The sequence below is a fragment of the Microbacterium sp. Soil_N32 genome (assembly GCF_057655505.1).
This window is the reverse complement of sequence record NZ_JBDGME010000018.1, coordinates 339,661-345,706: the sequence shown is the minus strand read 5'-3', so window position 1 is coordinate 345,706 and position 6,046 is coordinate 339,661. Positions and strand designations below refer to the sequence as shown.

Here is a 6,046-nt window from a genome sequence, read left to right as displayed (position 1 = left end):
TCCAAAGGAATCTCATCCAGCCGAAGCTGAATCGAGGTTATTTGGCATTTGACAAGTGCACGCTGTTGAGTTCTCAAGGATCGGATGCTCCCCCGACCCAGTCATCACAACCAGGCCCGAAGGGCAACTTCTCTATCTTACCCATCTCCCCGAGCTTGTCAACTCGGCGTGTCGAGCGAATCAGTGATCCGCTGCACAGCCGAAGAGCTGTCGAGGAGGTGGATCTCCCATCCTAGACGCGAACGTCTGATCTCTCAAGTGAGAGAAGAAGGAGTGGGAGGTGGTTCTCCGCTTGAGGGGGGTGAAGCTCTGGGCTTCTCCGCTTCCCTGTGGGGCGAACAAGTAATAAGTTACGCGGATTCCGGAGGTCTGGCAAATCCGGGCGGTACCCCCGGGCGTGTCGCATCGCCCATCCGAGCGCCTTTCCCCACGTCACCGACGGTTTTCGGTGATATCCGCGGAGACTACCCTCGTGCACATGCCGCGTCCCCTCCTCGTCCGACTGCTCCAGGAACTGGGCATCCCCGCGCCGGAACTGCGCCCGGCCCCCGCCGTTCCGCTCCCGTCCCGCCTCTCCACCGGGTCGCTGGCGTGGACAGCCGTGGCCGTGGCGGCATGCGCCGTGGCCGTCGATCCGCGCGCACTCGATCCCGACCGCATCGCCGCGGCATACCGCAGCGACCGGCTCCTCAACGTCGACGGATCGGCGCCCGATGTATGGTCGCCGCTGTCCGGCTTCTGGCGCTGCGCCGACGGGTGGGTCCGCACTCATGCGAACTACCCGCACCACGCGGGCCGGTTGCGGACGGCGCTCGGACTGTCGTCATCCGCCTCGGCGGACGAGGTGACTCGCGCCTTCGCCGAGGCGCATCGCGACGAGGTCGTCGAACGCATCGCAGACCTCGGCGGTCTCGCCGTGCCCGTTCTGACAGAGGATCCTGCCGCGGATGCCGCGTTCCGCGCCACTCCCCTGCTCGCGGTCCACCGCCACGGCGACACTGCGCCGCATCCGCGGCTCGCCGCTCGGCGGGGACTCGACGCCGGGCGTCCCCTCGAGGGCCGACGCGTGCTCGACCTCACCCGTGTCATCGCCGGCCCGGTGGCCACCCGCACTCTGGCCCTGTGGGGCGCGGATGTGCTGCGCATCGACCCGCCCGCACTCCCCGAGCCGGAGTGGCAGCACTTCGACACCGGTCACGGCAAGCGGTCGGCCGTCCTCGACGCGCGCGATGCTCGCTTTCACGAGCTGTTGTCGAACGCCGACGCCATCGTGCTCGGCTACCGTCCGTCGTCCCTGGCGCGCCTCGGCCTCGACATCCCCTCGCTGTCCGCACGACACCCGCACCTCGTGATCGCGCAGCTCAGCGCGTGGGGCCTCGACCACCCGGACCGCGCCGGGTTCGACAGTCTCGTGCAGGCGGAGTCGGGCATCGCGATGGTCGAGTCGCCCGATGGCGACCGCCCGGGGGCACTCCCGGCTCAGGCCCTCGACCATTCCGCCGGTTACCTCCTCGCCGCCGCCGTGCGCACACTGCTCGATCGCCGCGACCGCGAGGGAGGCGGCTGGACGGTGCACACGTCGCTCCGGCGCATCGCCGCAGAGCTGCTCGGTATGGAGCGGCGGACCGTCGCCGAGCCTTCCGAGGCATTCGACCTCACCGCGCACGCCGCGCACTTCGCGGTGAACGGGCGCGATCTCGTCACGGCCGCCCCCGCACTCCCGGGCTACGCCTTCGACGCACCCCGACCGTTCGGTGGCGATGCACCGAGCTGGTGATCGCCGGTCCGGTCATCGTCGGTCCGTCGTGCGCGATCACCACGAAGCGCGAGCACGACGCAGAGCATGAGGGTGAGCGCCCCCCACAGGGCGCATGCCGGTGGGAGTACCCGGTAGGCGAGATGCTGCATCGTGAACTCGTCGGTGAGCGGCCCGAACACGATCAGCCCTGCGGCCCAGGCCGCGAGCAGGATCGCAGGGAGCGAGACCCACCACGCGACACGCACCGGCACGGGCACCGAGGGATGGAACTCCGCTCGAGCCTCGGCCGTGTGCAGACGCCGCGCCGCCCACACCGCGATCACCAGCAACGCGATGATGCTCGACCCATGCTGAAGCCACTTGAATCCGGGGAGAGGGCCCCACATCCGATCGAGCGCCGGGAAGAGCTCCACCCCGGCCCTCCCCTCATGGGTGAAGAGATCCCACGCGATGTGTGAGAGGACGCCGAGCAGAAGCGAGACGGCGAGCAGAACGGGATACCACCGCCCCCGTCCTGCGCCGAGCGCATCGGCCGCAGCCCGCGCTCCGCGCATCGACCATTCCGCCGGGAGCCGACGCGCGACGGCCGTGGGCATCAATTCCGGCACCGCAGGGCGCAGCAGCACGCGCCACACCACGAAGAGTGCAAGCGCGATCAGCGCCGTCCAGACGACGTTGATCGCGTCGTGCGTGAAACCGTAGTTCAGCCCGACGCCCCGCACGAAGAGGGGAAGGTCCGGCGTCATCGCACCGATCGCGATCGCCCCCGGCACGAGCGGCGTGCGGATGAAGGGCAGCGCGACCAGCGCATGACTCGGTGTGAACGGCATCCCCCGTGCGCTCCCGTCGGCGTCGGCCGCTCAGGCGACGAAGACCCCGGCCAGGGTCTTCTTGCCACGGCGCAGCACCGACACCCCCCCGGGAAGGGTGCCCTGCACGACGGCGCTCTCGTCGTCGACGCGAGACCCGTCGAGCGACACGCCACCCTGGGCGATCGCGCGACGCGCCTCAGACAGGCTCGATACGAGTCCGGTCTCGACCAGCACCTCGATCACCGGCGCACCCGGCGAAACCGTCGCGTGCGGCAACTCTTCGAGCGCCGTTCGCAGGGTGCCGGCGTCGAGCGTCGTGAGATCGCCCTGTCCGAACAGCGCCTCGGATGCCGCGATCACGGCAGCCGTGGCCTCGACGCCGTGCACGGTCGCGCACACCTCGAGAGCGAGGCGCTTCTGTGCGGCGCGGCGGAACGGCTCGGTCTCGACGAGCTGCGCGTACTCCTCGATCTCGGCGCGGGTGAGGAAGGTGAAGACCTTGAGGCGCTCGACGACGTCGGCGTCGGAGGTGCTCAGCCAGAACTGGTAGAACGCGTACGGGCTGGTGAGGTCGGCGTCGATCCAGATCGCGTTGCCCTCGCTCTTGCCGAACTTCGTTCCGTCGCTGTTGGTGATCAACGGGGTACCGATCGCGTGCACCGAGGCACCCTCGACGCGGTGGATCAGATCGGTGCCGCTCGTGAGGTTGCCCCACTGGTCGGAGCCACCGGTCTGCAGGCGGCAGTCGTACTGCCGGTACAGCTCGAGGAAGTCGATGCCCTGCAGGATCTGGTAGCTGAACTCCGTGTAGCTGATGCCGGCGTCAGAATTCAGGCGCGCGGCGACCGCATCCTTCTTGAGCATCGTGCCGACGCGGTAGTGCTTGCCGATCTCGCGCAGGAAGTCGATCGCCGACATCGGCGCGGTCCAGTCGAGGTTGTTGACCATGCGAGCGGCGTTGTCGCCCTCGAAGCTGAGGTACCGCTCGACCTGCGAGCGCAGCCGGTCGACCCACTCCGCCACGGTCTCGCGGGTGTTCAGCGTGCGCTCGGCCGTAGGTCGCGGATCGCCGATGAGACCCGTCGATCCGCCGACGAGACCGAGGGGCTTGTGCCCGGCGAGCTGAAGGCGTCGGAGGAGCAGGAGCTGCACGAGGTGGCCCAGGTGCAGGCTCGGCGCGGTGGGGTCGAACCCGCAGTAGTACGTGATCGGGTCTCCGGCGAGAAGGGCGCGCAGCGCCTCCTGGTCGGTGGACACGTGAACGAGGCCGCGCCAGACGATCTCATCCCACACGTTCTCGAACGTGGGGTCGATCGCCGGCGTCGCAGTCGTCAGAGCGGGTTCAGACACGCGGTCCAGGCTATCAGCGCGACCGCTCTCAGCTGTGCGCCGCCCACTGCAGCAGGAATGCCGCCCCCAGTCCCACGACCCAGCTCACCAGACTCCCGACGAGGAAGTACTCGGCACGCGCGCCGGTCTCGCCGTCGCGGGAGATCTCGGGGAACCGGACGATGCCCTTCGCGGCGAGCATCGCGGCGAGCACGGGATACGCGGCGGCGAGGGTGAGGATCAGCACGAGCATCCGCTCGAGCGGGCCGATGAGACGGCCGCCCTGGAATCCCGCACGGCCGTCGGACGGGGTGGTCGATGCGGATGCCGGGACCACCCGCGCGGCCGGCGCCGGGTCGCGGTCCGTCGTGGATTCGGCGGGGCGCAGGAGTTCGACCGGTCGCCACGTGTGCTCGCCGTCGAGCGCTGCGCGCACGACGAGGTTCGACGATTCGAGGAGGAAGAGCGCGGTGCCGAGCGCGAGGATCGCGAGATCGAACGGCACCTCGCCGAAGGGTGCACGAACAGTCCACACGGCGCCGATGATGCCGGCATCCGTTCGGGCGCCGGCGGAGATGACCCCCGCCACACTCGCCAGCGCGAGGAGCACCGCCGGCCAGAACCCGAGCGGAGCGCGCCGCTCGGTCGGCATGCACCAGACCCAGGCCGCGCCGCCGACGAGCCCGATCAACATGGGCAGCAGCGCGTCGCCGGCGCTCCCGAGCAGCAGGAGCAGCACGGCCACGACGATGTAACCGATCCACGGACGCGGCGCGAAGCGGCGCACGAGATCGGCGGCGCCGACGGCGAGGAGGAGGAAGGCGGCGAAGATCATGCAGGCATCCCCTCGCGCAGCGCGGCCAGTCCCTCGAGCACTGCGGCGCTGCCGGCGCCACGCAGCGCCTTCGAGACGCTGGGCTGCGAGATGCCCTCCTCGGCCGCGAGTTCCTGCTGACCTCGACCGAGAAGCCGGCCGTAGGTGAGTCGCCGCTCGCGTTCGCTCATCGCGCCGACGATCTCGTCGCGCGCGAGCAGGTAGGCGTTGGCGACGGCGATCGTGGATTCCATGACCTCATCCTGCCCGGGGGCACCGACGATCCAGGTGCGCGTGCGGGGGACGGTGCGCTCCTCGCGGGCGTGCACCAGGTCGATCGCGGCTCGCGCCGCGTACCACCCCGGGCCGTCTGCGAGCTCGCCGTGCACGGACTCGACGGCGCTGACCGAGCCGATGCCGATGCCGAAGCGGAAGGCGAGACCGTCGGGAAGCCCGAGCTGGACCATCAAGAGCGCGATCAGCGCGTCGTCGAGGCGGTGGTACACCCCCTGCTGTTCGTCGCCGACGGTGGGCGTCAGCGGCTGCGCCGCGGCGGGCCCGTCAATCTGGACTCGCGCGATGGTCTCGTCGAGGATGCGCTGCGCCGACCCGCGGTCGTCGAGGCGTCGCGAACCCACGATGTCGGCGAGAACGGCGATGACCATGGGATAACCATATCATGCATAAGTCGGGTTTATGCCTTTGAGGGTTATATAGTCGAGTTATGCCTGCCACTGTCATCCCCTGGTCCGCCGGGACCTGGACCCACGAACCCGCCTCGATCGCCTACCCCGCCGACGGCGCGCACCTCGAAGCGACCGCCGCCGAGGGCAGCGACGCCTGGCGACGTACCGCATACGGATTCGTGCACGACTCGGAGCACGCGCTCCTCGCCCCTCTCGAGGTGGGTGAGGCGATGGAGGTGTCGTTCCGCGCTCCCTGGAGCGGGCAGTTCGATCAGGCGGGGCTCTTCGTCCAGGTCGACGACGAACAGTGGGTGAAGGCCGGCGTCGAATTCGCCGATGGCCACCTCGGGCTCGGCGCCGTCGTCACCGACGGACGATCGGACTGGTCGATCGGCTTCGTCGACGAATGGCTCGGCGACGAGATCACCATTCGCGTGAGCCGATGGGAGGATGCGCTGCTGGTACGCGCCCGCACCGCCGACGAGGGCTGGCGCCTCGTTCGTGTCGCGCCACTCGACGGCGACCTCCCGGCATCCGCCGGCCCCCTGCTCGCCGCCCCGACGCGCGCCGGACTCACCGTGACGTTCACCCGCTGGGTGCGGTCCTCCGCCGACGCCGCCCTGCACTGAACGGCGCCGCGCGGAGG

6 protein-coding genes are annotated in these 6,046 nt (G+C 69.7%); 2 read left to right on the top strand and 4 right to left on the bottom strand.

Translation table 11 applies throughout. The features are described from left to right. Positions 1–478 precede the first annotated feature (478 nt). Positions 479–1,777 (top strand): CoA transferase, encoded by a 1,299-nt coding sequence (locus AC3A3J_RS08030; protein WP_487671770.1) that lies wholly within the window; start codon positions 479–481, stop codon positions 1,775–1,777. Here AC3A3J_RS08030 and AC3A3J_RS08025 read toward each other — a convergent pair. From AC3A3J_RS08025 to AC3A3J_RS08010, 4 genes are read right to left on the bottom strand one after another with little or no spacing between them, the layout of a single operon-like run. Next, positions 1,726–2,589, bottom strand: coding sequence for a DUF4184 family protein (locus tag AC3A3J_RS08025; protein ID WP_487671769.1), 864 nt, complete (start codon positions 2,587–2,589; stop codon positions 1,726–1,728). The genes AC3A3J_RS08030 and AC3A3J_RS08025 overlap by 52 nt on opposite strands. A 30-nt stretch (positions 2,590–2,619) precedes the next feature. Further along, complete coding sequence (gene tyrS / locus AC3A3J_RS08020) at positions 2,620–3,921, bottom strand: tyrosine--tRNA ligase (RefSeq protein ID WP_487671768.1); 1,302 nt, start codon at positions 3,919–3,921, stop codon at positions 2,620–2,622. Positions 3,922–3,949: 28 nt separating this feature from the next. Beyond that, entirely contained in the window at positions 3,950–4,735 is a 786-nt protein-coding gene (locus tag AC3A3J_RS08015) for a hypothetical protein (protein ID WP_487671767.1), read from the bottom strand. Further along, positions 4,732–5,379 (bottom strand): SatD family protein, encoded by a 648-nt coding sequence (locus AC3A3J_RS08010; protein ID WP_487671766.1) that lies wholly within the window; start codon positions 5,377–5,379, stop codon positions 4,732–4,734. Before AC3A3J_RS08010 ends, AC3A3J_RS08015 begins: the two co-directional genes overlap by 4 nt. A 59-nt stretch (positions 5,380–5,438) precedes the next feature. On the opposite strand from AC3A3J_RS08010, the gene AC3A3J_RS08005 reads away from it, so the two are divergent. Next, entirely contained in the window at positions 5,439–6,029 is a 591-nt protein-coding gene (locus AC3A3J_RS08005) for a DUF1349 domain-containing protein (protein WP_487671765.1), read from the top strand. Positions 6,030–6,046: the final 17 nt, after the last annotated feature.

Coding starts and splice junctions, on each gene's coding strand:
- AC3A3J_RS08030 (WP_487671770.1), top strand. CDS start 479: ATGCCGCGTCCCCTCCTCGTCCGACTGCTCCAGGAACTGGGCATCCCC.
- AC3A3J_RS08005 (WP_487671765.1), top strand. CDS start 5,439: ATGCCTGCCACTGTCATCCCCTGGTCCGCCGGGACCTGGACCCACGAA.
- AC3A3J_RS08010 (WP_487671766.1), bottom strand. CDS start 5,379: ATGGTCATCGCCGTTCTCGCCGACATCGTGGGTTCGCGACGCCTCGAC.
- AC3A3J_RS08015 (WP_487671767.1), bottom strand. CDS start 4,735: ATGATCTTCGCCGCCTTCCTCCTCCTCGCCGTCGGCGCCGCCGATCTC.
- AC3A3J_RS08025 (WP_487671769.1), bottom strand. CDS start 2,589: ATGCCGTTCACACCGAGTCATGCGCTGGTCGCGCTGCCCTTCATCCGC.